Here is a 24,005-nt window from a genome sequence, read left to right as displayed (position 1 = left end):
GCGGCTTCGGCGCGCCGCCCGCCTCACCTCGCCTGCCACCTCACCTCGTACCCGCGCAGGTCGAGCGACGTGCCGTCGACCTTCGCGCGCACGGGCCGGTCGAGGGTGTTCACCACGAGGACGACCTCGTCGTCGGCCAGGACACGGAGGTCGGGCGCGTCCTCGGCGGCGGCGGTCCGCACGGTGTCGTCGTACCGGGTGCCGGGCGGGAACTCCTTCGCGAACCGCGACAGCAGTTTCATCATGGGCAGCGCCCCGCCGCCGTCGCTCAGCTGCGTGGAACGCCACAGACATCCGGCGCACGCGGCGCCCCTGTTCTGCGGATTCCAGTAGAACGCCGTACTCGCGCCGCCTCTCGCCATCGCCATCAGGCCCGACGCGTGGACGGCGACGCGGCGCGGTTCGCTCCAGCCGTGACGGTCGTCGTCGTCGTCGCCCGGTTCGACGTAGTACTCCGCCCACCACACCGGCAGCCCGCCCGACCGGTCGCCGATCCACTCGCTCACCGCCGTCAGCTTCTCCGTGGCGCGGAACGTGTCGGGCAGCAGCTCGTCGTCGCGGGTGTAGCTGGCGCCGTCCACGACGACGAAGTCGGCGCCCCTCTTGTGCTCGTTCCAGTACGCGTAGGCGTCGAGGACGCGCTGGTCGACGCTGCCCCAGGGCCCCTTGAGCGCGGAGGCGTACGTCGGGTCGCGCGGCTCGTAACTGTCCATGACGAGGTAGGGGCCGCCGACCAGGTTGGCCTTGTCGACCTTCTTCAGCTCGGCGTGGACCAGGTTGTAGAGCTCGGTGTAGCCCTCGTAGTTCCAGCGCCCGCGATCGTCGTCGAAGAAGCCCTTGAACTCGTTCCAGACGATGAAGTGGCGGACGTCGGGGTAGCGCTTGGCGACGGTGCCGGCGAGCTTCGCGAAGTCGTCGTAGTGCTCGGGCAGGGGAGCTGTCTCCAGGGCCTTCCTGCTCCAGTCGGTGCCCCCCTCCTTGCCGCCCTTCATCCAGTCGGGCGCGCAGCACAGGGTGACGACCGGGGTTCCGCCGGTCCTGCGGATCAGGTCGATCCGGCTGTCCAGCTCGTCGAACCGGTAGCGGCCCGGGGACGGTTCCGGGTTCTCCGCGCCCCATCCCATGATGTGCTGGATCTGCGGCACCGGCTGCGCGGACAGCGTCTGTTCGGCCCGGCGCCGGGCGTCGGCGTCGCCCTCGTCGGCGCTGTACTGCGTGTGCGTGAAGCCCCAGCCGAGCTCGGGCTGCGGGTCTCCGCGCGGCGGCACGGGGGTGCCGTGCACCTTGTCGCCGTCGGCGGTGGTGCCGGCGTCACGGCCGCCTCCGGGCCCGTCGGAGTACGTGGCGCACATCGTCAGTGCGAGGGCCATCGCGGCAAGGCCCACGCCGATCAACGCGGTGAGCCGCCACCGCCCGGTCCCGGAGTTCCACCCATGGCGTCCCATCACCGTCCAGCGTATCGGCGCGGGTTGGCATTCCGGTAGGTATTCAGAGGAACTGGCACGTAACGGCACGCTGCCGCGTGGAAAGGATGAACGTGGGAAACCGGGGTGCAGCAGGCGGCCGTGTGCCGGATCATGGGCGCCATGTCCGCACACCCTGAGGCCGCTCTGCCGATCCGGCTGAACGTCGACGACAGCGATTCGCCGTCGGACGTCGTCGACGCGCTGTTCCTCGGCCGTTTCGCGACGGGCGAGCAGCCGTACTCCCACAGCAAGTCGATCGACCGCGTCAAGCCGGGCGCGACCCTCCTGCCGCCGGCCGCGCGGATCCTGCGCGCCGCCCGAGACGACGACCGCAGTGCGACGCTCGCGGAGGGCGAGGGCTGGACGCTGCTGGTGTCGCGGTGGACCCGGGGCGCGGACGTCACGGTGACGGCCACCACCTCGGAGCTCGCGGAGCGGATCCTCGACCAGGCGACCGACGGCGTGCGGGACGAGCCCGAACCGCAGCCCGACAACGTCACGATGGGCTTCTGGTACGTCTCCCCGCGCCGCGGCCCGCATCGCACCACGCGGCAGATCTCCGCCGGTACGTGGGAGGAGGTCCGGCCCAACTACACCGCTCCGGTCGCCGAGGCACTGGACCGGCTGATGAAGGTGACCCCGGACGACATCGCGGGCCGGCTGCTCCTGCTGCACGGGCCGCCGGGAACGGGCAAGACGTCGGCGCTGCGTACGCTCGCGCGCTCGTGGCGGGACTGGTGCCAGGTCGACTGCGTCCTCGACCCGGAGCGGCTGTTCAACGACGTCGGCTATCTGATGGACATCGCGATCGGCGAGGACGACGGCTCGGCGAAGGGCCGGTGGCGGCTGCTCCTGCTGGAGGACTGCGACGAGCTGATCAGGGGCGAGGCCAAGCACACGGCGGGCCAGGCCCTGTCGCGCCTGCTGAACCTGACGGACGGTCTGCTGGGGCAGGGGCGCAACGTCCTGGTCGGCGTCACCACCAACGAGGACCTGGAGCGCCTGCACCCGGCGGTGGTGCGGCCCGGGCGCTGCATGGCGCGCATCGAGGTCGGGTCACTGACGCGGGCGGAGGCGATGGGCTGGCTGGGCCCGGAGGTGAGCGGCCGGGAGGAGGCCGTCGGCCGCGACGGCGCGACGCTGGCGGAGCTGTACGCACTGCGCCGCGGCACGGGCCCGGCGTCGGTCCCGGCCCAGCCGGACGGCTCGGACGCGGGGCTGTACCTGTAGCGGCGTCGGCCGTGACGCCGCGCGGAGGCTGCGGCCCGTGCGGCGTTCGCCCTGCCGAGGAGACGCCCCGGGGGCCTGAGCACCCCGGCGCCTACTCCCCGTACTCCGCTCGCAGCGCGGCCTCCACCGCCGCCAGCGCCTGTGCGCGGCCGAGGCCGAGGCGCCGGGCCCGCTCCGCGTATCCGGCGGCCGCCGCCGCGGCCTGGCGCTGGGCCGCGTCACCCGCCGCCGCCACGAACGTCCCGTTCCGCCCCCGCGTCTCGATCACCCCGTCGCTCTCCAGCGCCCGGTACGCCTTCGCGACGGTGTTCGCGGCGAGCCCCAGCTCCTCCGCGAGGCCGCGTACGGTCGGGAGCCGGTAGCCCACCGGCAGGGCGCCGGCACGGGCCTGTTCCGAGATCTGGGCGCGCAGTTGCTCGTACGGAGCGCTGCCGGAGTCCGCGTCGATGGCGATGTTCAGGGTCACGGCCCGATTGTCCCCCACCGCCGGAAAAGGGGAGGCACCACCGGACGTCCGCCGCGTAACGTGCCGCTCCATGACCGTGCTCGTTCGTGACTTCTCGCCCGCCGACACCGACGCCTGGATCCGGGTGCGCCGCGCGTCGGTCCCCTTCATGGTGACGACCAGGGAGTCGGTGGCCTTCGAGCGGGAGACCGCGCACCCGGACAAGAAGATGCGCATGCTGGTGGCCGAGGAGGACGGCGAGGTCATCGGCACGGCCTTCGCGGGCATCGCGTACGACAGCGCCGAACCGGGCCAGTCCTTCGTCACGCCCCACATCGGCCCCGGCCACCGCCGCCGGGGCGCGGGCGCGCTCCTGCTGCGCGCGGCGGAGGAGCACCTCGGCGCCGAGGGCGCCACGGCCGTCTACGCGTGGGTGCAGGACACGCCGGAGTCCCGCGCCTTCGCGGAGCGGCGCGGCTACCGGCCGACCCGGTCCCTGCACTTCCAGCGCCTCGACCTGGCGAACGGCCGGCTGCCGGGGCGTCCGTCCCTGCCCGCCGGGGTCGAACTCCGTACGGCGGCGGACTTCATGGACGACCCGAGGCCGATGTTCGAGGCCGACGCCGAGGCCACGGCCGACGAGCCGAGCGACATCAGCACCGACTTCACGGACTTCGACGACTGGGTCAGCCACACCTGGAACCATCCGCTGCTCGACCACGGCCTCTCCACGGTGGTGATGGCCGACGGGCGCGTCGCCGCCTTCACCGCGGCCCATACGGACGGCCTCACCCGGTACTGGTCCGGCATGACCGGCACCCTGCGCGCCCAGCGCGGACGCGGCTTCGCGAAGCTCGCCAAGGCCGACTCGCTGCACCGGGCCCGGGCCGCCGGCTACACGGACGCGTTCACGAGCAACGACGCGGACAACCGTCCCATGCTGGCCGTCAATCAGTGGTTCGGTTACGAGATCTGTGCCTCGGAGGTACGCCATGTCCGTGAACTCGGCTGACAACGACGACGGGATCGAGATCGCGCTCGTCAAGGCCGGCCGTACGAAGATCCGCTACCCGGCGTCCGTCCTCTCCGACGACGGCACGCACCTCGTGGTGCGCGCGCCGTGGGCGGCCCCCGGCGTACGGGACTTCGGCTTCGTCCGGTTCGAGCCGGGCGACGTGTTCACGGAGCACTACTGGCGGGACCGGTGGTACGCCGTCAAGGAGGTCAGGTCGGGTGACGGCACGCTGAAGGGCTGGTACTGCGACGTGACGCGCCCGGCGGTCGTCGGCGGCGGCCGGGTGGAGGTCGAGGACCTGGACCTCGACCTGTGGGTGTCGGCGGACGGCGGCGAGGTCCTGCGGCTGGACGAGGACGAGTTCGCGGCGAGCGGGCTCGCGGCGCGCGACCCCGAGGCGGCGGCCGAGGCGAGCCGCTCGCTCGACGATCTCGAACTGCGCGCCCGGGGCGGGGGCTTCGCCGGCCTGCTCGGTCCCTGAGGCCGAGCGGAAGCGGATCAGCCGGAGGCGCCGACCTCGTCGCGGGGGGCGCCGTCCCCCCACCGGGGGCAGGTCGCCGCGCTCGGGCATCCCGCCGCCACCGGCGCCGGAGCCCCGGCCGCTCGGCGGGAGCACCTCGTCCAGCTCCTCGTTGTCGGCCCGGTGCGCCTTCCCGGCGGCGCGCCGCAGGGTCGCGCGGTCCACGAGCTTCGGGTCGGCGCCGACCCGCACGACGTGGCCGTCGTACGCTCGCGCGTACTCATGGGTGGTGCCCGTCGCGCGGTACCGGAGGTCGCCGTCGCGTTCGCACACGGCGGTCGCGCCGGCCCCGGAGGAGCCCTCCCCCGGCTTCGGGCAGACCGCGCCGTCGAGCTTTCCCCGGTCGACCGAGAGCTGTATCTGGCCGCCGGTGCCGGCGGAGACGTACGCGGCCGAGAAGCCGTCGTTCCCGATGACGCCGACGGACTGCTCGGCCAGCTCGAACCCCGGCGCCTCGGTCACGTAGATCAGCTCGATCGCCGACTCACCGGCCCGCGCCCTGAGTTCGGCCGACCGCGGGCCCCCGGCGTCGTTCGCCTTCCCGGTGCCGCAGGCGGCGAGCACGAGCGGAGGCAGCAGGGCGGCGAGCGCGCCCGGGACACGTCTCGTCCGTACATCCTCGCGTACACGCGTGCGCTCTCTCAGGCCGGCGGGTCCGTCGCCGGCAGGTGGACCGCTCGGCGCACACCCTGTGGCTCGTGGACGATCGCGTCGCCGTCCTCGTGCCAGTGGAGGACGAAGCGCTCGCCCGCCCGGTACGCGTCGAGGCCGGCCCGGCAGTAGGCGACCATGTCCGCGGGCAGCGCGTGCAAGGGGTACCAGGCCAGCCCGGAGCACTTGTCCGGTTCCCGGTTGTACGGTGCGAGGTCCGGGCCGCACTCCGCTGCGAAGAACCAGCCCGTCCTCGGGTTGCCGCGCGGTCCCCGGTGCTGCATGACCAGGGCCACGCGCAGGTCGTCGGGGCTCAGCGCGACGCCGATCTCCTCCGCCGCTTCGCGGATCAGCGCGGCCCGTACGTCCTCGCCGTCCTCGACGTGCCCCGACGGCGCGTGCAGCAGCCCGTCCGCGTACCCGGTGCCGGACCGGCGGGCGAGCAGCACCTCGTCGCCCCGGCGCAGGATGAGGTGCACGTCGACCACTTCGGTGTGGCGGGGGCGCCGGGCGGGGCGGGCGACCAGCGCGTACCGTTCGTCGTCGACCGGACGGCCCCACAGGGTCGCGTCGGCGGACAGCGGTTCGTGCCGTACGTGCGAGGTGAGCGGGGTCAGCGCCGCCAGCAGCTCGGCCGCCGGGATGCCGTCGCCGCCCCAGGCCCCCTCGATCAGCAGCAGTCGCCCGCCGGGCTTCAGCAGGGAGCACCAGTGCCGCAGAGCCGCCGCGGCGTCGGGGAGCAGCCACAGCACATGACGGGCCATCACGACGTCGAATCTCCGCTCCCCGACCGGTGGCCGGTGGGCGTCGCCGACGAGGATCTCGGCCCGCGTGCCGGCCAGCTTGATCCGCGCCAGGTCCACCATGCGCGGCGAGCGGTCCACCCCCGTCACCCGGTGGCCCTGCTCCACCGCCAGGAGCGACAGACTGCCCGTGCCGCAGCCGAGATCAAGCACCTCGGCCGGCCGCCCGTCAGCCGGCAGCCAGGTCCTCATGCGCGCCGCCCACGCGGCGCGCACGGCGGGGTCGTGCAGGCCGTGGTCCGGCTCCCGGTCGAAGGAGTCGGCGGTGGCGTCCCAGTCAATCCTCGTCATGGTTCCGATCGTCGCAGCCGCCACTGACAGTCGCGCTCACGCCGGCAGCCGCTTGCGGTAGTGGAAGCGGTCGTACTCGCCCTCCGCCCGCCGCTCCACCTGCTCGTAGCCGTAGCGGGCGTACATCTTCTGGTTCTCCCACATCTTCGCGTTCGTCAGCAGCCGCACCTCGGGCAGACCGAGCGAGCGCGCGTGCGTCTCGACGAAGGCGAGCAGGCGGCGGCCCGTGCCGGTGCCCTGGGCGTCGGGGTGGACGGCGACGGAGTCCACCCAGAGGTGGTCCTCGTGTGCCACGAGGACCAGGACCCCCATGACGGGGTCGCCGGTGACGAACACCCGCCCCGCCGCGACGTTCGCACCGTGATCGGCCTCCATGGGGCCCGGTACGACGCCGATTCGCTCGATGTAGTGGTGATAGGCCGCGTCGGTCACGGCCTTCACCCTCGGTACGTCGGCGGGGGTGGCGGGACGGATGGCGTCGTCGGTCATGCCGACACGTTACGACGGCCTCGCGTCACCGCCTTCTTCAGCCAGGGCCAGGCCAGCAGCACCACGACGACGGCGTAGACCGTCACCGAGAAGGGGGTGTCGACCAGTCCGGCCGCGCTGCCGTCGCTGATCTGGAGCGCCCGCCGCAACTGCTGTTCGGCGGCCGGGCCGAGGATGACGCCGATCACCGCGGGCAGCACCGGCAGCCCGTACCGCCGCATGCCGAACCCGATGAGGCCGATGACCAGCAGGATCACCAGGTCGAGCGCCTCGCCGCCCACGGCGTACGCGCCGACCGCCGCGAAGAAGAGGATCCCCGCGTAGAGGTACGGGCGCGGGACGCGCAGCAGTTTCGCCCACAGCGGCGCCAGCGGCAGGTTGAGCAGGAGCAGCAGCACCATGCCGACGAAGAGCGAGGCGATCAGGCCCCACACCAGGTCGGGTTCCCGCTCGAAGAGCAGGGGGCCGGGCTGGATGCCGTACTGCTGGAAGGCGGCCAGCATGACGGCGGCGACGGCCGTCGTCGGCAGGCCGAGCGTCAGCATCGAGACGAGGGTGCCGGCCGCCGAGGCGGAGGCCGCCGACTCCGGTCCCGCCACGCCCTCGATCGCGCCCTTCCCGAACTCCTCCTTGTGCTTCGACAGGCGCTTCTCGGTGACGTACGAGAGGAACGTCGGGATCTCCGCGCCGCCGGCCGGGACGGCGCCGAACGGGAAGCCGATGACGGGCCCGCGCAGCCAGGACTTCCAGCTGCGCCGCACGTCCGCCCTGCCGAGCCAGGGGCGGCCGACCGGGATGGGTTCGGACACGCCGCGCCGCAGGTGGGCGGCGACCCACAGGGCCTCGCCGATCGCGAAGAGGCCGACCGCGACGATCACCACGTCGATGCCGTCGGCGAGCTGGAGCGAGCCGAAGGTGAGGCGCTGCTGGCCGGTCATCTGGTCGAGGCCGACGAGCCCGATGGTGAGGCCGATGAGCAGCGACGCCGCGCCCCTGACGCGGGACGAGCCGAGCACGGACGTCACGGCGATGAAGGCGAGCACCATGATGGCGAAGTAGTCGGGCGCGCCGATGTCCACGGCCAGCGAGGCGACGGTCGGGGCGAGCGCCACCAGCAGGATCGTGCCGATCATGCCGCCCGCGAAGTGGCCGACGGCGGCGGCCGCGAGCGCCTGCGCGCCGCGTCCGGCCTTCGCCATCGGGTTGCCCTCGATGGCGGCGACCACCGCCGCGCTCTCGCCGGGGGTGTTGAGCAGGATCGAGGTGGTGGAGCCGCCGAACATGGCGCCGTAGTAGATGCCGGCGAACATGATGAACGCGCCGGTGGGCTCCAGCCCGTACGTCACGGGGAGCAGCAGGGCGACGGCCATCGCGGGCCCGATGCCGGGCAGGACGCCGATGGCGGTGCCGAGCAGGACGCCTATGGCGGCCCAGAGCAGGTTGACCGGGGTGAGGGCCGTACCGAAGCCGTCGAGAAGGGAGTTGAGGGAGTCCATGACTCAGAGCACCTCCATCAGGGGGCCACCGGGGAGCGGGACTCCGAGCAGGTTGTCGAAGACGAAGTACGTGGCGAGGGACAGGCCGGCGGCGATGAGCGGGTCGCGGTCGTAGTGGCGGCTGCCCAGCGCGTACGCCGATCCCCAGAAGAGCAGGGCTCCCGAGACGGGGAAGCCGAGCGGGCCGATGAGCACGGCGTGGGCGAGGAAGACTCCCGCGAGGAGCAGGACCGTACGCCAGTCGCTCGGCTCGCTGAGGTCGATGTCCTCGCCGCCCTCGGCCTCGCCGCGCCCGCCGCGCAGGACGTCGACGGCGAGGAGTACGGCGACGAGCAGCAGGCCTGTCCCGACGACGACCGGGACGGTCCTGGGGCCGACGGGGCCGCGCTGGGTGAGGTCGACGTCCATGGTGAGGGCGTCGGTGAGCACGAGGACGCCGAGCAGCAACAGCAGTACGCCGACGCCGATCTCGGAGTGCTCGCGCAGCCAGGACCGGGGCGTGCGGGCCTCGGCCGGGGTGCGGGTTCCGGTGGTCACAGCCCCAGCTCCTTCAGCACCGCGTCCACGCGCTTGTCCTGCTCGTCCAGGAAGTCGCCGAACTTCTCGCCGGCCAGGAACGCGTCGTCCCAGCCGTTCTTCCTCATCGACTCCCGCCATTCGGGCGAGTCGTGCAGCTTCTCGACGAGCGTGACGAGCTTGTCGCGCTCGGCGTCGGTGAGGCCGGGCGGCGCCACGACGCCGCGCCAGTTGGTGAACTCGGTGTCGAGGCCCGACTCGCGCAGGGTGGGGGCGTCGAGGCCCTTGACGCGCTTGGGTCCGGTGACGGCGAGCAGGCGCAGTTCGCCCGACTTGATCTGGTCGAGGTACTCGCCGACGCCCGAGACGCCGAAGGCGACCTTGTCGCCGAGGATGGAGGCGAGCAGCTCGCCGCCGCCGTCGAACGGGATGTAGTTGACGGACTTCGGCTCGATGCCGGCGGCCTGCGCCATCAGCATGGGAGCGAGGTGGTCGGGCCCGCCGGGTGAGGAACCGCCGCCGACGGGGAGCTTGGCGGGGTCCTTCTTCCAGGCCGCGACGAGGTCGTCGATGGTCTTGTACGGGGAGTCCTTGGCGACGACGACGATGTCCTGCTCCTCGGTGAGCCGGGCGATCGGGGTCGTGTCACCGAGGGTCTTCGGCGACTTGTTGGTGTGTACGGCGCCGACGACTCCGAGGCCCATCGACATGGCGAGCTTGCCGTTGCCGTGTTCGCCGACAAGCCGGGTGAGGCCGACGGTGCCGCCGGCGCCCGGCAGGTTGAAGACCTCGATGGTGTGGGTGAGGCCGGCGTCCTCGGCGTTCTTCGCGGCCGTACGGGCCGTGATGTCGTAACCGCCGCCGGGTGTGTTGGGAACCATGAAGCGCAGGCCGGGGATCTGCGTGCCGGTGTCGGCGCCGCTGCCTGTCGTCAGCAGCGGCGGCCCCACCAGTACCAGCAGTGCCGCCCCGAGCAGGGCGAGGGGAGTGCGCATGCGCACCTGGGCCACCACCTGTCGTGTGAACTGGGGTTTCACGGGAAGTTGTGAAGTGGCCCACATGTTGCCCGCGTGTTAACAAGCTGTCTCCCTTCCGCAATCAACGGACGTTGTGGTCGTTGTGGTCGCGCCCTAGCCTTGCGCGGTGACCAAGGTGCTGGTGGTGGACGACGACTTCATGGTCGCCAAGCTGCACAGCCGCTACGTGTCCGCGATGGACGGGTTCACCGTCGTCGCGGTGGCGCACAGCGGCGCCGAGGCGCTGCGCGCGGCCGAGCGGTTTCGTCCCGATCTGGTCCTGCTCGACGTGTACCTGCCGGACATGGACGGGATCGGCGTCCTGCGCGAACTCCGCGCGGCGGAGGAGCGGCACGCCACCGGGCACACCGTGGACGCCCTGTTCATCACGGCGGCCCGGGACGCGGAGATCATCCGGGCGGCGCTGCGGGCGGGCGCCCTGCACTACCTGATCAAGCCGTTCAACCGGGCCGCTTTGCAGGAGCAGTTGCGGCACGTGGCGTCCATGCGCGCCCGCTTCGACGAACTCGCCGAGCAGGGCGAGGCGCGCCAGGCCGACGTCGACCAAATCTTCGGCACCCGCCCGCCGGGCTCGCGCGAGCTGCCCAAGGGCCTCGCGGCGCACACGGCGGAGCTGGTGGAGCGCACCCTGCGGGAGCACCCGGGTGGCCTGTCCGCCACCGAGTGCGCCGAGGCCGGGTCGCTGTCCCGCGTGAGCACGCGCCGCTACCTGGAGTACTTCGCCGACACGGGCCGGGCCGAGGTGACGCTGCGGTACGGCGGAACGGGCCGCCCGGAGCGCCGCTACCGATGGGTCGGCTGACGCCGGGACGGACCACCGCGTACGGGCCGGCCGACGCCTGACCCGGGCCGTTCTTAACGATCGCTGAGTGGCCCCTTAAAGGGACCATAAAGATCGCCGTTCCCCGTCCTCAGCAGGGGTTTTCGCCGATTCCTGGGGCTAGCGTGCTGATCGCCGGGGTGGGGTTCAGTCCGTCGGCGCCGCTGGTTCTCGGGGGGCCGCGCCGCCGGACTCGATCCCCGCCCCCGTGCCCCCACATGCTTCCCACCGCAAGGAGAACGTCCCGATGACCGCTCGTCGCCGTCGTACCGCAGCCTCCGTAGCCGCCCTCGGCCTCGCGCCGCTGGCGCTGACCGCCCTGTCCACCGCTCCGGCCTCCGCCCACGGATCGATGACGGACCCGGTCTCCCGGGTGTCGGCCTGTTACGCGGAGGGCCCGGAGAGCCCCGACTCGGCGGCGTGCAAGGCGGCGGTCGCGGCCAGCGGTGCGCAGGCGTTCTACGACTGGAACGCGGTGAACATCGCGAACGCCGCCGGGAAGCACCAGCAGTTGATCCCGGACGGCGAGCTGTGCAGCGCCGGCAACGACAAGTACAAGGGGCTGGACCTGCCGCGCGCCGACTGGCCCGCGTCCGCGCTCGCCGAGGGCAAGCACACCTTCCGTTACAAGGGCACCGCCCCGCACAAGGGCTCGTTCGAGCTGTACATCACGAAGGACGGGTACGACCCGGCGAAGCCGCTGAAGTGGTCCGACCTGGAGGCCAAGCCCTTCGTCAGCGTCACGGACCCGCGCATGGAGAACGGCGACTACGTGTTCGACGGCACCGTCCCGGGCAAGTCGGGCCGTCACCTCGTCTACAGCGTCTGGCAGCGCTCGGACAGCCCCGAGGCCTTCTACACCTGCTCCGACGTGGTGTTCGGCAAGGACACCGGCGGCGGCTCGGGCGCCGCGCCCGCCCCGGTCGCGTCCGCGCCCAGCGAGCAGGACATCGCGGACGGCGCCGACGAGTCGTCCGTGGAGCACGGCGGCCACGGCGACGACGACCACGAGACCGGCGCCGAGGAGACCGCCCCGGCCACCGGCCAGGACGACGGCCGGCCCGCCGGCGACGAGGCCGCCGAGCCCGCCGCCGGGAAGCCGTCCGAGGAGCCCGGCGTCAACGCGCCGGAGGCCAAGAGCGACGCCACGCGGCCGGTCACCACGGCCGCCGGTGAGAACCTGGCCGAGACGGGTGGCGACAGCACCACTCCGTACATCGCGATCGGCGGCGCCGCCGCGCTCGCCGTCGGCGCCGCGGTGATGTTCGGCTCGGTCCGCCGCAGGGCCGCCCGCCGCTGACCCGGACCCGTACGACCGCTGCCGCCCCCACCTCGTTTCCCGGGTGGGGGCGGCAGCCCCGTGCTCAGCCGAGGGCCGACGCGCAGGTGGTGGGGGTGGCCCGGCCCGGGTCGAGGGCGTTGGCCACCTCGTGGAACGCGATCCGGTCGATCAGGCCGATCGCCACGTGCTCGGAGAGGTCGACGGGGCACAGGTCCTGGAGCAGGACGTTCCGTACGCCGGGACCGTCCAGGAACTGCGAGCGGTACGGGGTGACCACCTCGTCGTACCGGGTCGCGATGACCGTGTACCGCACGCCGGGAACGGTGTCGCCGCCCGCGTTGAGCCTGGTCAGGAAGGCGGACCCGGCGACCTGGTCGGCGAGGGACGGGGTCTTGGTGGTCAGCAGGTGGCCGACGCCCGGGAAGTACGGCAGGAGTCCGGTGAGGCCGAGGAGCGTCGTGCCGTGGTTGTCGGGCGCGATGCCGACGAGGGCGTTCACCTCGTCGGCCCCGCCGAGGAACTTGAGGTAGTGACGCGGCATCATGCCGCCCTGGGAGTGGCCCACGAGGTCGGCCTTGGGGGCGCCGGTGGCGGCGAGCACCTTGTCGACGAAGGTGTCGAGCTGCTGCGCCGACTTGTCGATCGGGCCGAGGCCGTGGAAGAACGGCACGTCGGGGAGTTGCCCGTAGTCGAGGGAGAAGACGCAGTAACCGCGTTTGACCAGGTACGGGGCGAGGCCGAGCCAGTTGTCGACGGAGTTGCCGAAGGTGCCGTGGACGAGGACCACCGGGCGGGGGTGGGCGGTGGACGGCTTGCAGGAGTAGTTGTTCCATCCGCTGGTGGGGGCGGCGGACGCGGTGCTCGCCGTGGCGGTGGTGGTGAGGCCGAGAATGACGGCGAGGGCGAGGAGCAGGGCGGCGGCCGGTCTGAGGGCACGCTTCCAGGGCAGCATCGGGTGATCTCCTTGCGGCTCAAGGGGAAAGGGCGGCGTGATCCGGATCACACTGATGCCGTGCTGCGGCTAAATTACGCGCGAGTAGGTGAAGAGTGAAGTGACGCGTAGGTAAAAGTTGACGAAGAGTCAACCAGCGGGTCACGGCGGACACCCGAGGCAACCGCCCGCCGCCGGCCAGGGCGTGCCGGGGCAGTTGACGGGCCGCCGGGCGCGACTCTCGGCCGACGCACCCGTCAGGCGGCCAGTGACCCCGGGAGCACCGCTCGCGGGCCGAACTTCGCTCGCGCCCGGTCCGCCACCGCCTCGATCCGGCGCGCCTTGTCGTCCGCCGGGTCGAACGTCAGCTGGTGCGCGGCCTGTTCGGCCGGAGTCAGCCCCTCCGCGCGCAGCGCGACGGCCCGCACCCTGGCGCGTTGCAGGCCGAGGGACGCGTAGAGCCCGTACGCCCCGGCGGTGAGCGCCGCCGAGTGGGCCGTCGGCTCCACCAGGGTCCGGGTGCGGGTGGTGGTGGAGCGGTCGGCGTACCGCACGGTGAGCGCCAGCGAGCGGCAGACCTGCTCCTCGCCGCGCAGCCTGACCCCCACCTCCTGCGCGAGGGAGAGCAGGGCGCGGCGGTGGCGGACCGGGTCCAGTTCGTCGCGGTCGAAGCGCCGTTCGGCGGCGAGCGAGCGGGAGGCCGCGTTGGGGACGACCGGCGTACGGTCGATGCCGCGCGCCCGCTCCTGGAGCTCGCGCCCCGCCCGCGCGCCGACGATCCGCTGGAGGGTGGCGAGCGGCGCGGCGGCGACCCGGCCGACGGTGTCGAGCCCGTACGAGCAGAGGGTGCGGGCCGTGGCGGGTCCGACGCCGAGGAGCGAGGCGACGGGTTTGCGGCCGAGGTACTCCGCGGCAGCCTCCGGGCCGCCGGGTACGACCAGCGTCCTGCCCGGCGGCGCGTCCCGCGCGGCGGTCCTGGCCAGCAGCGGGTTCGCGCCCACGCCGATCGTGCAGTCGGCCCCGCAGTGCGCGAGGGCGCGCACCCGCAGCAGGGCGGCGAGCCCGGCCGCGTCCCGCCCGAAGTACCGCTCGGCGCCCCGGACGTCGACGAGCGCGCCGTCGGGCGGCAGCGCCTGGACGACGGGGGTGATGTCCTCGATCAGCCCGAGCAGGGTGGGGAGCGCGGCCTCGGACAGCTCGGCGTCCGCGGCGTGGAAGCGTACGTAAAGGATCATCCCGCACTCCCCGGGCTCGAATGCCACAACTTGCGGCCGGTCGGGACGCCTTCGCCCGCCGGCTGGAGGTCCGCCCACGGATTCATCTCGTACCCGGTGGGCAGGTGGACGCGCCGGCCGCCGTCCGCCTCGCCCTCTTGTTCTTCCGCCGGCCCGGCGGGCGCCGCCAGCCGCGCCGCGACCGCGTCGAGGCCGCCCGTACGCCGCAGCTCCACGAGCTCCGCGAGGTTCCAGGCCGCCGACCCGACCACACTGAAGCTGCGCGGCCCGCGCCGCTGCACCACTCCGCGCACCAGCAGGAGCCAGGAGTGGAAGACGGTGTGGGCGCACGTCGCGTGGCTGTCGTCGAAGAAGGCGAGGTCGACCAGGCCCGTACCGTCGTCGAGGGTCGTGAAGATGACCCGGCGGCCGGAGCGGATCGGCGGGGTCTGGGTGGCGGCCTTGGCGCCCGCGACCAGGACGGTCTGGCCGTGCTCGGCCATCCGCAGCCGCTTGGCGGAGGTCGCGCCCAGCTCCTTGAGGAAGCTGTAGTGGTCCCCCATCAGGTGCCGGGAGGCGTCCATGCCGAGGACGCCGAGCTCGGCGCTGAGGCGCTCCGCCTCGCTGAGATCGGGGAGCCCGGCCGGGGCGGCCTTCTGGCCCTCGCCGAGGAAGAGCTGGCCGCCGGACGCGCCCGAGGTCCGCTGCCCCGCCCGGAGTTCGGACAGGTGGAGGAGCAGGTCGCGGCGGTTGGCGCCGAACGCGTCCAGCGCGCCCACCTGGGCGAGCCGTTCGGCGACGGGCCGGCTCGGGTGGGCCCGCTGCCACAGGTCGAGCAGCGAGGAGTAGGGCCGGCCCGCGACGATCCGCTCGGCCTCGGCCTCGCTGATGCCGTGGACGTCCATGAGTCCGAGCCGGATTCCCCACATCCCCTTAGAAGCTCCTTTAGCACCCTTTCCGCCAGACACCAGTTCGATCTGATGAGCGGCCGCCGACCGGTTCACGTCCAGCGGCAGCACGGGCACCCCGCGCCGCCGCGCGTCCGCGAGCAGCAGCCGCTTCGGGTACATGCCGGGGTCGTGCGTGAGGAGCCCGGCGTAGAAGGCGGCCGGGTGATGGGCCTTCAGCCACGCCGACTGATACGTCGGCACGGCGAAGGCGACCGCGTGCGCCTTGCAGAAGCCGTACGACCCGAACGCCTCGACGATCTCCCAGGTACGGGCGGTCACTTCGGGCGAGTAACCCCGCTGCCCCGTCCGCTCCGCGAACCAGGCCCGGATCTGCCCCTGCGTCCCGGGGTCGGAGAGCCCGCGCCGCATCTGGTCCGCCTCGCCCCGGTCGCAGCCGGTCATGATCCGCAGGATCTCGATGATCTGCTCGTGGAAGACGACCACGCCGTACGTCTCGCGCAGCGCGTCCGCCAGGTCCGGGTGCGGGTAGCGGGCGGGCGCGCGACCGTGCCTGGCCTCGATGAAGGGCCGCACCATGTCGGCCGCGACGGGCCCCGGCCGGAACAGCGAGATGTCGACGACCAGGTCCCCGAAGGTCGCGGGCTGGAGCCTGCCGACCAGATCGCGCTGGCCCGGCGACTCGATCTGGAAGCAGCCGAGCGTCTCGGTCGAGCGGATCAGTTCGTACGTCGCCGGGTCGCCCTGCGGCACCTGCTCCGGGTCGTCGAGGTCGAGCGTCACGTCCGCCGCCCGCCGCAGCTCCGCGACCGCGTGCGCCATGGCCGACTGCATCCGTACGCCCAGTACGTCGAGCTTGAGCAGCCCGAGCTCCTCCACGTCGTCCTTGTCGAACTGGGACATCGGGAAGCCCTCGCCGCTGGTGGGCATGACGGGCGTGCGGCGCAGCAGCGAGGCGTCGGAGAGCAGCACTCCGCACGGGTGCATGGCAACTCCGCGCGGCAGCGCGTCCAGCGCCTCGACCAGGTCCCACATCCGCCCGTACCGGTCCTTGTCGGCGGCCACCTCGCGCAGTTCGGGCAGCTCCTCCATCGCGGCGCGGGCGTCGCGCGCCCGGATGTGCGGGAACGCCTTGGCGATGCGGTCCACCTCGGCCGGGTCCATGGACAGTGCGGCGCCCACGTCCCGTACGGCGTGCCGCACCCGGTACGTCTCGGGCATGGCGACGGTCGCGACCCGCTCGGCGCCGAAGCGGCCGATGATCGCGCGGTAGACCTCCAGTCGGCGGGCGGACTCGACGTCGATGTCGATGTCGGGCAGCGCGGAGCGCCGCTTGGACAGGAAGCGCTCCATCAGCAGGTGGTGCTCGACGGGGTCGGCGTGGGCGATGCCGATGAGGTGGTTGACGAGCGATCCCGCGCCGGAGCCGCGCGCGGCGACCCGGACGCCCATGTTCTGCACGTCGTCGACGACCCCGGCGACGGTGAGGAAGTACGAGGCGAAACCGTGGTGGGCGATGATGTCCAGCTCGTGGTGCATCCGCTGCCAGTACTCACGGGCCCGGGGCCCCCGGTCGTAGCCGCGCAGCAGCATGCCGGCGGTGGCCCGGGACGCCAGCACGCGCTGGGCGGTGCGGCGGCCGGCGCCGACGAGGTGCGGCTCGGGAAAGTGGACGGTGCCGAGCCCGAGGTCGTCCTCGGGGTCGACTCGGCAGGCGGCGGCGGTCTCCTCGGTCAGGGCCAGCAGCCGGTGGGCGGCGGCGCGGCGGTATCCGGCGGCCTCCGCGACCAGCTCGGCGGTACGCGCCATCTCCTGCGCGCCCTTGAGCGAGCGCTCGCCGCTGTCGAGAGGGCCGCGCGGGTCGACGGGGACGAGCCTGCGGGCCGCGTCGAGTACGTCGGCGACCGGCCCGAGCCCCGGGTCGGCGTACCGCACGGCGTTGGTGAGCACGGGGGCCACGCCCTGTTCGGCGGCGAGGCCGAGGGTGCGGGCGGCCAGCCGCAGTGAGCCGGGGCCCGTGCCCGTACGGCCGTGGTGGACGACTTCGAGGCGCAGGGCGTCGCCGTAGATCTCCCGCCAGGGCGCGAGCAGGGTGGCGGCCCGGTCGGGGCGGCCGGCGGCCAGCGCGCGGCCGACGTCGGAGCCCGGGCCGAGGAGCACGGTGAGTCCGTCGCCGTGGTTGCGGTCCCAGTCGAGTACGGGGTTGCGTCCGCCGGCCTCGTGGGCGGCGGTGATCAGCCGGCAGAGGTCCGCCCAGCCCGCCGCGCCGTCCCGGGCGAGGAAGGTGGCGCGGGGTGCGGACTCGTCGACGAAGGCTCCGCCGCGCACCGGCGTGCGCCGGCGCTGCGTGCGCCCCTCCTCGTCACGGCCGCGCTCCCCCGGCCCCAGTGCCAGCTCCGCGCCGAAGAGCGGACGGACGCCGGCCTTCGCGCAGGCCCTGGCGAAGCGGACGGTGCCGGCGACGGTGTCGCGGTCGGTGAGGGCGAGGGCGTCCATGCCGTGCTCGGCGGCACGCGCGGCCAGCCGCTCCGGGTGAGAGGCGCCGTAGCGCACGGAGAATCCGGAAACGGTGTGCAGATGCGTGAACACGGGCATCGCACCTCCTGAATCCCCTGGCTCAATCCTGTCTCACCTCCCCCATCTCCACCATAGACCAAGTTTCGAACGTGCGTGCGATACGCGTGCCCTCAGCCATTCGGCCCGGCCCCACCTGCGCAAACACCGCAGGACACCGAGCGTGAGGGGCATGACCTTCGTCGACGAGGTGAAGAACGCCGTCACACCACGGGCCGCGCTGCTCGTCATCGGCGTGCTGGCGCTGCAGCTGCTGTTCATCACGTCGTACGTCGGGGCGCTGCACCACCCGAAGCCGAGGGACGTCCCCTTCGCCGTCGTGGCGCCCGAGCAGGCGGCCGGCCGGCTCGTCCAGCAGCTCGAAGGACTGCCCGGAGACCCGCTGGACCCCCGTACGGTCGCGGACGAGGCCACCGCCCGCCGGCAGATCGTGAACCGCGACATCGACGGCGCGCTGATCGTCGACCCCGCGTCGAACACCGACACCCTGCTGGTCGCCTCGGGCGGCGGCACCGTCCTGTCCTCGGCCCTGACCACGCTCACGAACAAGATCGAGGCGCCCCGGCAGCGGAACGTGCGGACCGTGGACGTGGCCCCGGCCTCCCCCGAGGACTTCGACGGGCTCTCCGCCTTCTACCTGGTCGTCGGGTGGTGCGTCGGCGGCTACCTCTGCGCCTCGATCCTGGCGATCAGCGCGGGCTCCCGGCCCGCCAACGGGCAGCGGGCCGTGATCAGGCTCGGCGTCATGGCGTTCTACTCGATCGCGGGCGGGATCGGCGGCGCGGTGATCGTCGGCCCGGTCCTCGGCGCCCTGCCGGGCAGCGTGCTGGCGCTGTGGGGTCTCGGCGCGCTTGTCGTCTTCGCCGTCGGCGCGCTCACGCTGGCGCTCCAGGCGCTGACCGGCATCGTGGGCATCGGCCTGGCGGTCCTGGTGGTGGTGATCGCGGGCAATCCGAGCGCGGGAGGCGCGTTCCCGCTGCCGATGCTGCCGCCGTTCTGGGCGGCGATCGGGCCGGCCCTGCCGCCGGGGGCGGGCACGTGGGCGGCGCGTTCGATCGCGTACTTCGAGGGGAACGCGCTGCTCGGACCGTGCCTGGTCCTCGCCGCGTGGGCGGTGGCCGGCAGCGCGATCACCCTGGCGATGGCGGTACTGCGCAGACCGGCCGCGTCGGACACGCGTCCGTTCGGGGTCTGACGGTCGGGACGGCCCCCGGGCGGCGTGCGAAAGGCCCCGTCCGGTACGCGGCGTACGCGCGTACCGGACGAGGCCCCCTGGCCGGCCCGAGGTCAGCCGATCTCCGCGCCCAGCGCCGCCAGTGCCGCCGGCACCGGCTGGAAGAACGTCTCGCCGCCCGACGTGCAGTCACCGCTGCCGCCCGAGGTGAGCCCGATCGCCGTGTCGCCCGCGAAGAGCGAGCCGCCGCTGTCGCCGGGCTCGGCGCAGACCGTGGTCTGGACGAGCCCGTTCACGATGTCGCCGTTGCCGTAGTTCACCGTCGCGTCGAGCGCGGTGACCTCGCCGTCGTGCACCTGCGTGGTGGAGCCGCTGCGCGTCACCTTCATGCCGACGGTCGCCTCGCCCGCCTTGGTGATCGGCTGCGTGCTGCCGTTGTAGAGGTTGACCTCGCTCGGGTGCTCGACCCCGTCGGCGTACTTCACGAGCGCGAAGTCGTTGCCGGGGAACGTCGAGGCGGCCATCGTGCCGAGCGCCCCGCCGGTGGAGTCCGTCCACTGGCTGCCCGTCCGGCCGCAGTGACCCGCCGTGATGAAGTGCGGGGCGCCGTCCTTGACGACGTTGAAGCCGAGCGAGCACCGCCCACCGCCGCTGAGAATCGCGTCGCCGCCCGCGATGAGCGGCTTGAACTCCCCGGCCGACTTCTTCAGTTCGGCCTTCTGCCCGAGCGCGCCGACGACCTTCTCCAGCTTCGCCCACGCGTCGCCCTTGACCGTACGGTCGGCCGTCACGACGACCTTGTTGGTGACCGGGTCGGTGGCCCACGAAGTACCGGGAATGGTGGCCTTCTCGGTGAGAGTGCTCCGCACTGCCTTCAGTTCGGCGAGGGAGTTCTCGACGATTCTCGCCTTGCCGCCCGCCTTCCGGACGCCCTGGGCCGCCGCCTCGTCGACGACGTTGACCACGAGCGCCTTGGACTCGCTGTCGTAGTACGCCCCTGCCGCGTCGCCGCCGAGGACCGAGTCGAGGTCCGAGGCGAGCTTTCCGGCCCCCTTCGCCGACAGCGTCTTGACGGTGTACTGAGGGGTCTCCTCGCTGGCGTTCGCAGTCTGGAAGGTGACTCCCGCCGCGACCAGCGCCGCGATGCCTGCTCCCGCCATCGCCACACGCCGCTTGGCTATGCGTCGGTGCTTCACGTAATGACCTCCTGTGGGGGTTTCGGACCTGCGAAGTGGGGGCAGATCCGAGTACGCCCACTATTCCGAGGCTGATCGTCCGCACACAAGGTCGACTTCAGGACGCGCACACGACAGCCTCCGCACGCCCTCGATGTCTTTACACGCCAGGCGCCGCCTGTGCCGGTCGCGTTCGCGAACACCGCGTGCGATCACCCGGGCAGCAGCGGGTGAGGACTAGTCCTGTCCGGTACTCGCCCCTGCGGACCGGATTCCGGCGGCGCGCGTACGCAGTGCGGCAACTCGCCGCGCGAAAAGCCGGGTTGATGGACTGCGCGGCCCTGCTGTGCTCAGCGGTGAGTCCCCGCCCGGTTCGACCGGACGGGGACTCACCTGAAGCCGGTTCGTCCTGGGACAGGGCTCCTAGTAGACGCTGACTCCGTACGCGCTCAGTGCTTCGGTGACCGGCTGGAAGAAGGTCGTGCCGCCGGAGGAGCAGTTGCCGCTGCCGCCCGAGGTCAGACCGATGGCGCGGCTGCCGGAGTAGAGCGGCCCGCCGCTGTCGCCGGGCTCGGCGCAGACGTTGGTGCGGATCATGCCGTAGACGATGTCACCGCCGCCGTAGTTCACCGTGGCGTTGAGGCCGGTGACGGAGCCGCTGTGGGTGCCCGTGGTGGAGCCGCGGCGGGTGACCGACATGCCTACGGTGGCGTTGGCGGCGCTGGTGATGTCCTGGTTGCCGACGGTGCCGGGGTGCGCGAGCGAGGTGTTCGCGTACCGCACGAGGCCGTAGTCGTTGCCCGGGAAGCTCGATCCGGCCGTCGGGCCGATGCTCGTGGTACGGGAGGAGTTGGTGTACCAGGGCGGGTTGCCGTCGGTGCAGTGGCCGGCGGTCACGAAGAAGTACGTACCGGCGCTGTTGCGGACGTTGAAGCCCGCCGAGCAGCGCCAGCTCGTGGCGTAGATCGCGTCGCCGCCGGCCAGAAGCTTGGAGAACTTGCCGGGGGTGCGCTCGACGCGGAGGGCGGACGCGTTCGCACCGGCTTCCCGCTTGATCTTGGCGATCTCGGCGGCGGAGACCGTGCTGTCGGCCGTCACGACCAGGGCGTTCTTCGCCTTGTCGATGTGCCAGGCGGTACCGGCGACATCGGCTTCGAGGACCGCGTCACTCGCGGAGGCGAGCTGGTTGGCGCTGAACGTGCCGGCCGTGTCGGCGCTGGCGCTCGGTACGGTGAGTGCGGCTGCGGCGACGAGACCTGCCGTGACGGCGATCAGGCGGGACCGTCTGGCTATGCCACTGCGGGGGGTAGTGCGCTTGATCCTCACTTTTCGTTCCTCCCGAGGGAAGTAGGGGACCCGCTCGTGGGGTGAGCAGGGTCCGTGAGGCGCAGTCAGAGAACCGGTCCGGATTCCGGACAGGTTGTGCTCCTGACAAGCGCTCCTCGGGAGTATTCGGGGCGTCAACAGCGCGCGCAAGGGCGCCTTTCGGCCGCACGCGCGGCGCGGCACGGCTCGCGGCCCCGGCGGCACGGAGGCCGGCGGGGCTGCGCGGCGGCGCCCGCCACGCGGTGGTGACGTGGCCGGGGTGCGGCGTGGCGCCGGTCCGCCGCTGGGACGGGTCAGCGGTCGATCCGGTTCCGCTCCCCCGCCGGGACCGGGACCGGCAGGGTGTTGCCCGGCGGCGGGAACGGGCAGATGAAGTGGTCGGCGAAGGCGCACGGCGGCAGCAACGCCCGGTTGAAGTCGACCGTCACCGTCGCGTCGGCGGCGGGCGCGGGCGGCCGCAGGAAGCGGAAGCGGTACGAACCGGCTCCGCCGGTCGCGTCGGCGAAGACGGCCCACAGCGAGCCGTCGTCCTCGACGGCGACCTGGAGCGTGTGCTCGGCGCCGTCGATCTCGAAGGCGATCTCCCCGGCGAGCCCGAGCCCCCGCTCGCGCCCGTCCGCGTTCTCGACCCGGACGGTGGTGCGTCCTTCGGCATACGGACGGAACCGGCCCGGCAGTGCCCACTTCGCGTCGTACGGCGTCACCTCCAGGCCCGCGAACGCACGCCGGGCGGGCGACCGGGGGTCGAAGACCCGGACCGCCCACAGCCCTTCGCGGCGCAGGACGACCAGGCGCCGTCCGGCGGCGGCGACGCGGGACTCCGGTACGGGTCCGGTGTCCGCGGTCAGCCGGACCTCGCCGGCCGCCGGCTCGCCGTCGGCCGTGATCCCGTCCTGGGGCGAGGCGGTCAGGAGGACCTCGTCACCGTCGGCCGTCCACCGGCCCGGCACGCCGGGAACGCGGCCTTCCGGGTAGTCGGAGAGCCAGTACGTGCCGGTGAGCGAGAGCGGACCGTACGGCGCGGAGACCGTCGCGGCGCGCCGCTCGTGCCAGTGCTTCCAGTCCTGCTGGGGGTCGGTGCTCATGCGCGCCACCCTTCCACACGCGCGCCGCGGGGACGGGGAGCGCGAGAGCCACCACCCGCGTCGGACACGGCTGCCGCCGCCGGCGCGCGGACGGCCGGTGCGAGGACCACTCGGGCACCGCCCGCTCGCGCGCAGATCTACCGTGCACCGCCCGCCCGCGGACCACCCGCGCGACCGCCCGCTTCCTCCCGCGTCAGCAGTCGCAGTCGCAGCAGTCGCAGCAGTCGCAGTCGCACTTGTGGCAGAGGCCCTCGCGCTTCTTCCGCGACCAGGCCCCTTCGTACTCCGACGCGCAGCAGAGCTTGCACGTGCAGCACAGTCCGATCGCGACGGCGCACCCCGCCCAGAAGCCGCGCCGGCCGGGCCGGTGCGGCTCGCCCGTGAAGCCGGGCGGCATCCCGCCGGGGCCCCCGGGCACGCCCGGACCGCCGTAGCCGCCGTAACCGCCGCCCGGAGCGCCGGCCCCGCCACCGCCGTAGGGGTTGTTCGAGCCGTACGGACCGCCGCCGCCGTGACCGGCCCCGGGCGGCGGTGTCCCGTACGCCTGGACCTGGCCCTGGTGGCCGCAGGCCGCCGTGCCGAACACCCGGTCCACCGAGCGGCTCAACTCGTGCGCCAGCAGTACGTGAGCCAGCCTGGCGTCCGTGAAGGACGCGTCGCGCAGCGCCAGCCGTACGCCGTGCACGGCGTCGTCGCACAGCCGGCGCGCCTCGGCCGGCGTGGTGCCCGTCGCCGTCAGCGGGTTCCACGCACCCGACGCCGCGTCAGTTTCCAGGTCCTCCACGGCGTCCAGCAGATGCGCGAGCCGCCCGAAGAGCCGGCCCGCCTCGGCGAGCGGCGCCGCGTTCTGCGGCCTGCCCGCGAGCACGGCGGTGTGCGCGAAGGCCGCCGCCGTCGCCGTCTCGGCCGGTTCGGTGACCGTCAGGACGGAGGTGCCGGGCCCCGCCAGCGCCTCGATCCCGGCCTGCCGGTCCACCGCGTCGACCAGCAGCGCGGTGTCGAAGCCCAGGGAGGCGCCCGTACGCGCGCCCGCCCTGTCCCAGCCCGCGGCGACCCGCCGGGCGGCCGCCGCCACCGGCCTGCGGGCCAACAGCCCGTCCCGGTCGGCGACGTGGTCGCGCATCTTCGCCGAGGCCAGGACGAGCGAGACGGCCGCCGCGAGCCTGGCCCCCTCGCCCTGGGCGACGGGCGCGGTCCGCATGGCGCGCAGGGGGCAGGGTCCGGCCGTGCGCCGCCATCCCGTGGCGCGCTCGGACTGAGCCTCCGTCAGAACCGAGACGATCAGCCCGTCGTAGTTGGTCACGACCCTCGCGAGCTGCCCGTGGTCACCGCGAAGTGCCAGGCACAGACCGCACAGATGGGCGGTCCACTCGGTCCTGAGCGCCTCCGAGAGCCGATGACCGCATGGCCTGACGATTCCGAACAAGGCGCTCCCCCGTGAGTTGTTGAACAGTGCGGCCCGCATCGTACCGAGGCGGTCGCGGGCCCCCCGGGTTCACCCGTCCGTCCCCTTCCTCACCCGTGTGGCCCGACGGTCCTATTTTTCACTCTGTCAGC

General features: G+C 73.1%; 20 protein-coding genes and 1 pseudogene. 7 read left to right on the top strand and 14 right to left on the bottom strand.

Going from position 1 to position 24,005, the window contains the following annotated elements:
• Positions 1–23: 23 nt before the first annotated feature.
• Positions 24–1,445, bottom strand: coding sequence for a glycoside hydrolase family protein (locus IE185_RS04965; protein ID WP_138897333.1), 1,422 nt, complete (start codon positions 1,443–1,445; stop codon positions 24–26).
• Between the two features lie 141 nt (positions 1,446–1,586).
• Between IE185_RS04965 and IE185_RS04960 the strand changes: the two genes are divergently transcribed.
• Entirely contained in the window at positions 1,587–2,696 is a 1,110-nt protein-coding gene (locus IE185_RS04960; RefSeq protein WP_138897332.1) for a DUF5925 domain-containing protein, read from the top strand.
• 91 nt (positions 2,697–2,787) lie between these two features.
• Here the strand turns inward: IE185_RS04960 and IE185_RS04955 are convergent, their stop codons facing one another.
• Positions 2,788–3,162 (bottom strand): GntR family transcriptional regulator, encoded by a 375-nt coding sequence (locus IE185_RS04955; RefSeq protein WP_189714707.1) that lies wholly within the window; start codon positions 3,160–3,162, stop codon positions 2,788–2,790.
• Positions 3,163–3,232: 70 nt separating this feature from the next.
• Between IE185_RS04955 and IE185_RS04950 the strand changes: the two genes are divergently transcribed.
• The 3 genes from IE185_RS04950 (at position 3,233) to IE185_RS33825 (ending at position 5,142) form a co-directional block, all read left to right on the top strand.
• Entirely contained in the window at positions 3,233–4,153 is a 921-nt protein-coding gene (locus IE185_RS04950; RefSeq protein ID WP_138897330.1) for a GNAT family N-acetyltransferase, read from the top strand.
• The gene (locus IE185_RS04945) at positions 4,134–4,637 is read left to right on the top strand and encodes a ribonuclease FAU-1 family protein (protein WP_138897329.1); all 504 of its coding nucleotides are present in this window, start codon (positions 4,134–4,136) and stop codon (positions 4,635–4,637) included. Before IE185_RS04950 ends, IE185_RS04945 begins: the two co-directional genes overlap by 20 nt.
• Before the next feature lie 268 nt (positions 4,638–4,905).
• Positions 4,906–5,142: a hypothetical protein gene (locus IE185_RS33825; RefSeq protein ID WP_189714705.1), complete on the top strand. Its 237-nt coding sequence runs from the start codon at positions 4,906–4,908 to the stop codon at positions 5,140–5,142.
• Positions 5,143–5,335: 193 nt separating this feature from the next.
• On the opposite strand, the pseudogene IE185_RS04935 reads toward IE185_RS33825, so the two are convergent.
• The 5 genes and pseudogenes from IE185_RS04935 to IE185_RS04915 form a co-directional block, all read right to left on the bottom strand.
• A pseudogene (locus tag IE185_RS04935) lies at positions 5,336–6,421 on the bottom strand (methyltransferase domain-containing protein); the annotation flags it as partial.
• A 36-nt stretch (positions 6,422–6,457) separates the two neighbouring features.
• Positions 6,458–6,910, bottom strand: a complete 453-nt coding sequence (locus IE185_RS04930) for a GNAT family N-acetyltransferase (protein WP_138897353.1) — start codon at positions 6,908–6,910, stop codon at positions 6,458–6,460.
• Entirely contained in the window at positions 6,907–8,406 is a 1,500-nt protein-coding gene (locus tag IE185_RS04925; protein WP_138897354.1) for a tripartite tricarboxylate transporter permease, read from the bottom strand. The genes IE185_RS04930 and IE185_RS04925 overlap by 4 nt, the downstream gene beginning before the upstream one ends.
• Before the next feature lie 3 nt (positions 8,407–8,409).
• Positions 8,410–8,943 (bottom strand): tripartite tricarboxylate transporter TctB family protein, encoded by a 534-nt coding sequence (locus IE185_RS04920; RefSeq protein WP_138897355.1) that lies wholly within the window; start codon positions 8,941–8,943, stop codon positions 8,410–8,412.
• On the bottom strand, positions 8,940–9,923 hold the full coding sequence (locus IE185_RS04915; RefSeq protein WP_138897356.1) for a Bug family tripartite tricarboxylate transporter substrate binding protein: 984 nt from the start codon (positions 9,921–9,923) through the stop codon (positions 8,940–8,942). Before IE185_RS04915 ends, IE185_RS04920 begins: the two co-directional genes overlap by 4 nt.
• 142 nt (positions 9,924–10,065) lie before the next feature.
• Here IE185_RS04915 and IE185_RS04910 point away from each other — a divergent pair, with 142 nt between their 5' ends.
• Together IE185_RS04910 and IE185_RS04905 are read left to right on the top strand one after the other, a co-directional pair.
• The gene (locus IE185_RS04910; RefSeq protein WP_268246655.1) at positions 10,066–10,761 is read left to right on the top strand and encodes a response regulator; all 696 of its coding nucleotides are present in this window, start codon (positions 10,066–10,068) and stop codon (positions 10,759–10,761) included.
• A 265-nt stretch (positions 10,762–11,026) separates the two neighbouring features.
• Positions 11,027–12,079 carry a lytic polysaccharide monooxygenase auxiliary activity family 9 protein gene (locus IE185_RS04905; protein WP_138908256.1) on the top strand — a complete coding sequence of 351 codons (1,053 nt, stop codon included), beginning with the start codon at positions 11,027–11,029 and terminating at the stop codon, positions 12,077–12,079.
• A gap of 64 nt (positions 12,080–12,143) precedes the next feature.
• Here the strand turns inward: IE185_RS04905 and IE185_RS04900 are convergent, their stop codons facing one another.
• The 3 genes from IE185_RS04900 to IE185_RS04890 all read right to left on the bottom strand — a co-directional run bounded on the left by IE185_RS04900 (position 12,144) and on the right by IE185_RS04890 (position 17,709).
• Complete coding sequence (locus tag IE185_RS04900) at positions 12,144–13,013, bottom strand: esterase/lipase family protein (RefSeq protein ID WP_189714700.1); 870 nt, start codon at positions 13,011–13,013, stop codon at positions 12,144–12,146.
• Between the two features lie 236 nt (positions 13,014–13,249).
• A complete protein-coding gene (locus IE185_RS04895; RefSeq protein ID WP_138895440.1) occupies positions 13,250–14,227 on the bottom strand; it encodes a DNA polymerase Y family protein in 978 nt (325 codons plus the stop codon).
• Positions 14,224–17,709 carry a DNA polymerase III subunit alpha gene (locus tag IE185_RS04890; RefSeq protein WP_138895441.1) on the bottom strand — a complete coding sequence of 1,162 codons (3,486 nt, stop codon included), beginning with the start codon at positions 17,707–17,709 and terminating at the stop codon, positions 14,224–14,226. The genes IE185_RS04895 and IE185_RS04890 overlap by 4 nt, the downstream gene beginning before the upstream one ends.
• A 151-nt stretch (positions 17,710–17,860) precedes the next feature.
• Here IE185_RS04890 and IE185_RS04885 point away from each other — a divergent pair, with 151 nt between their 5' ends.
• Positions 17,861–18,883, top strand: coding sequence for a DUF3533 domain-containing protein (locus tag IE185_RS04885; protein WP_138895442.1), 1,023 nt, complete (start codon positions 17,861–17,863; stop codon positions 18,881–18,883).
• 92 nt (positions 18,884–18,975) lie between these two features.
• Here IE185_RS04885 and IE185_RS04880 read toward each other — a convergent pair whose 3' ends face one another.
• The 4 genes from IE185_RS04880 to IE185_RS04865 all read right to left on the bottom strand — a co-directional run bounded on the left by IE185_RS04880 (position 18,976) and on the right by IE185_RS04865 (position 23,874).
• Positions 18,976–20,058, bottom strand: a complete 1,083-nt coding sequence (locus IE185_RS04880) for a S1 family peptidase (RefSeq protein ID WP_138895443.1) — start codon at positions 20,056–20,058, stop codon at positions 18,976–18,978.
• Positions 20,059–20,460: 402 nt separating this feature from the next.
• Complete coding sequence (locus IE185_RS04875) at positions 20,461–21,363, bottom strand: S1 family peptidase (RefSeq protein WP_138895444.1); 903 nt, start codon at positions 21,361–21,363, stop codon at positions 20,461–20,463.
• A gap of 293 nt (positions 21,364–21,656) precedes the next feature.
• Complete coding sequence (locus IE185_RS04870; RefSeq protein ID WP_138895445.1) at positions 21,657–22,448, bottom strand: DUF1684 domain-containing protein; 792 nt, start codon at positions 22,446–22,448, stop codon at positions 21,657–21,659.
• 193 nt (positions 22,449–22,641) lie between these two features.
• Entirely contained in the window at positions 22,642–23,874 is a 1,233-nt protein-coding gene (locus tag IE185_RS04865; protein WP_189714698.1) for a DUF5685 family protein, read from the bottom strand.
• Positions 23,875–24,005 lie beyond the last annotated feature (131 nt).

The sequence above is a fragment of the Streptomyces chryseus genome, assembly GCF_014650755.1.
In the GTDB taxonomy this organism is placed as follows: Bacteria; Actinomycetota; Actinomycetes; order Streptomycetales; family Streptomycetaceae; genus Streptomyces; species Streptomyces chryseus.
Note: the sequence above shows the minus strand (reverse complement) of the source record. Positions and strands in the feature narration are given on the sequence as shown.

Bases quoted from the DNA above. Each gene is read 5' to 3' on its own strand.
- IE185_RS04900 (WP_189714700.1), bottom strand. From the start codon at position 13,013: ATGCTGCCCTGGAAGCGTGCCCTCAGACCGGCCGCCGCCCTGCTCCTC.
- IE185_RS04965 (WP_138897333.1), bottom strand. From the start codon at position 1,445: ATGGGACGCCATGGGTGGAACTCCGGGACCGGGCGGTGGCGGCTCACC.
- IE185_RS04885 (WP_138895442.1), top strand. From the start codon at position 17,861: ATGACCTTCGTCGACGAGGTGAAGAACGCCGTCACACCACGGGCCGCG.
- IE185_RS04950 (WP_138897330.1), top strand. From the start codon at position 3,233: ATGACCGTGCTCGTTCGTGACTTCTCGCCCGCCGACACCGACGCCTGG.
- IE185_RS04945 (WP_138897329.1), top strand. From the start codon at position 4,134: ATGTCCGTGAACTCGGCTGACAACGACGACGGGATCGAGATCGCGCTC.
- IE185_RS04870 (WP_138895445.1), bottom strand. From the start codon at position 22,448: ATGAGCACCGACCCCCAGCAGGACTGGAAGCACTGGCACGAGCGGCGC.
- IE185_RS04925 (WP_138897354.1), bottom strand. From the start codon at position 8,406: ATGGACTCCCTCAACTCCCTTCTCGACGGCTTCGGTACGGCCCTCACC.
- IE185_RS04905 (WP_138908256.1), top strand. From the start codon at position 11,027: ATGACCGCTCGTCGCCGTCGTACCGCAGCCTCCGTAGCCGCCCTCGGC.
- IE185_RS04930 (WP_138897353.1), bottom strand. From the start codon at position 6,910: ATGACCGACGACGCCATCCGTCCCGCCACCCCCGCCGACGTACCGAGG.
- IE185_RS04960 (WP_138897332.1), top strand. From the start codon at position 1,587: ATGTCCGCACACCCTGAGGCCGCTCTGCCGATCCGGCTGAACGTCGAC.
- IE185_RS04890 (WP_138895441.1), bottom strand. From the start codon at position 17,709: ATGCCCGTGTTCACGCATCTGCACACCGTTTCCGGATTCTCCGTGCGC.
- IE185_RS04895 (WP_138895440.1), bottom strand. From the start codon at position 14,227: ATGATCCTTTACGTACGCTTCCACGCCGCGGACGCCGAGCTGTCCGAG.